Raw genomic sequence first — 2,670 nt, 5'->3', positions numbered from 1 at the left:
GGGCCGGCGCCGCGCAGGGCGGCGTCGAGCCGCTCGACCAGTTCGCCGGCCCGCCGGCGCGGCGTGGGCAGGGTGTGCTCGCCCACGGCCGCCCCGGTGATGTCGGCCACCCGAGCCTCGATGCGGTCGGGGGTGACGTCCAGCGCTCCCACGTAGGCCGCCGCCGGGTTGATCCGGTAGACCTCCGCCGTGCGGCCGGGCAGGCCCTCCCGGATGCCGTCGAGCACCACCAGCCCCGCCTCCTGCAGGCGGGAGAGCAGCTGTGACGCCGTAGGCTTCGACAGGCCCGTCAGGGCGCCGATCTCCGGCCTGGTCAGCGGACCCCGTTCGAGGAGCGCCTGCAGCGCCGCGCGGTCGTTGATCGCACGGAGCAGGCTGGGCGTCCCGGGCACAGGACCACTCACTGGTTGCTCCTTCAGTCGAAGTTAGGAAACTTTCCTAACTCAAGGTGAACGTAAGGAGTCCAGGGTCGTCAGGTCAAGAGGCGAAACCAAGCCGTGACCGTAGGCGGGGCAGGTAACGGGGAAGGGGAAGGAGGCGAAAGAATGGGAGTGCTACAACAGGCGTGCTAATGTCGTCGTTTGTCGTAACAACAAGCAGAATGGCCCGGAGTGTCCCATTAACAACAATAATGGTCTGGCGGGAACTCGTCAAACAGAGCTCGCCAGGGAGCAGGAGTACGTCACCGGCCTCTACGAGCGCCTCGACACGCTGCGTGAGCGCACGCAGCGGCAGCTCAAGGACGTGCTGGCCACCGGCGCGGTGGGGACGATGCAGAACCGCTCCGAACGCGACACCTTCGCCGAGATGTACGCCTCCCGCCTGGCCCGCCTCTGGGCGGTCGAGCGCGGCCTGGTTTTCGGACGTCTCGACCACGTCGACGAGGGCAGGCTCTACATCGGCAAGCTCGGCCTCACCGACGACGAGCAGGAACGCCTCCTCATCGACTGGCGGGCCCCCGTCGCGCAGCCGTTCTACCGCGCCACCCCCGCCGCGCCCATGGGCGTCACGCGGCGGCGCCACCTGCAGACCAAGGGCCGCGCGGTCGTCGGCGTCGACGACGACCTGCTCGACCTCGACGCGCTGAGCGACGACGACCGCGCCACGCTCAACGGCGAGGCCGCGCTGCTGGCCGCGCTCGACGAGCGGCGCACCGGCCGCATGCGCGACATCGTCGCCACCATCCAGGCCGAGCAGGACCGCGTCATCCGCGCCGACCTCAGCGGCGTCCTGGTCGTGCAGGGCGGTCCCGGCACCGGCAAGACCGTCGTCGCCCTCCACCGGGCCGCGTACCTCCTCTACACCCACCGCGAGCGGCTCGAACGCCGCGGCGTGCTCATCCTCGGCCCCAACCCGACGTTCCTGCGCTACATCGAGCAGGTGCTGCCCTCGCTCGGCGAGACCGACGTGCTGCTGTCCACGGTCGGAGAGCTCTACCCGGGCGTCACCGCCACAACCCGCGAACGGCCCGAGGTGGCCGCGCTCAAGGGCGACGCGCGCATGGCCGCAGTGATCGCGCGGGCCGTACGCGAGCGCCAGCGGGTGCCGCGCAAGCCCGTCGAGCTGGACCTCGGCCGCTACGCCCTCACCGTCGAGGCCGCCATGCTGGAGGCGGCCAGGAACAAGGCCACCCGCTCGCGCCGCCCGCACAACCAGGCGCGCGCCGTGTTCGTCAGGTCCCTGCTCAACGCCCTGGCCCGCCAGGCCGCCAAGCGGCTCGGCAAGGGCCTGATCGACGAGCACGAGCTGGCCGACCTGCGCGAGGAACTGCGCACCGAGCCGGCGGTCAAGGCCGCGCTCAACCGGCTCTGGCCGTACCTGACGCCCCAGCGGCTGCTGCTCGGCCTGTACGGCTCGCCGGAGCGGCTCGGCTACGCCGCCCCCGACCTGACCCGCGAGGAACGCGCGCTGCTGCGCCGCGACGGCGCCCGCGCCGGCGAGTGGACCGAGTCCGACGTGCCGCTGCTGGACGAGGCCGCTGAGCTGCTCGGCGAGATCGACGAGCAGGTCCTGCGCGCCACCGCGCTCCAGGCGGAGGAGGAGCTCGCGGCGGCCCGGCAGGCGGAGGAGCACGAACGGGAGGCCGAGCTCGCCTACGCCCGCGAAGTGCTCGAACTGACCGGCCTGTCCGACGTCATGGAGGCCGAACGGCTCGCCGAGCGGCAGCGCGGCCAGGGCCCCTACCTCACCACCGCCGAGCGCGCCGCCGCCGACCGCACCTGGGCCTACGGCCACGTCATCGTGGACGAGGCGCAGGAGCTGTCGCCCATGGCCTGGCGGGCCGTCATGCGGCGGGTGCCCAACCGGTCGATGACCATCGTCGGCGACGTCGCGCAGACCGGCTCCACGGCGGGCGCCCGCGCCTGGGGCGAGGCGCTCGACCCGTACGTGGCCGGGCGGTGGCGGCAGGAGCGGCTCACCGTCAACTACCGCACACCGGTCGAGCTCATGGCCGTCGCCGCCCGCGTGCTCGCCGCCATCGACCCCTCCCTGGAGGCGCCCGCCTCCGTCCGCGAGGGCGGCGCGGAGCCCTGGACGGCTCCGGTGGAGGCGCTGCCCGAGCTGGTCAAGGCCGAGGTCGGCGAGGGCGGCAAGGTCGCCGTCGTGGTGCCCGACGCGCTGCTCGCCCCGCTCGGGGAGGCGGTCGCGGGCACCGTGGACGGGGCCGCG

At 73.0% G+C, this 2,670-nt stretch carries 2 protein-coding genes; one reads left to right on the top strand and one right to left on the bottom strand.

From position 1 onward, the window contains the following. Positions 1-404, bottom strand: a 404-nt coding sequence (locus DQW85_RS24610) for a winged helix-turn-helix domain-containing protein (protein ID WP_162795339.1), incomplete at its 3' end; no start/stop codon positions are given. Positions 405-744: 340 nt separating this feature from the next. Here DQW85_RS24610 and DQW85_RS24605 point away from each other — a divergent pair. Continuing rightward, positions 745-2,670, top strand: a 1,926-nt coding sequence (locus DQW85_RS24605; RefSeq protein ID WP_113702386.1) for a HelD family protein, incomplete at its 3' end; no start/stop codon positions are given.

This window comes from Nonomuraea lactucae, assembly GCF_003313395.1.
Taxonomy (GTDB): Bacteria; Actinomycetota; Actinomycetes; order Streptosporangiales; family Streptosporangiaceae; genus Nonomuraea; species Nonomuraea lactucae.
Note: the sequence above shows the minus strand (reverse complement) of the source record. Positions and strands in the feature narration are given on the sequence as shown.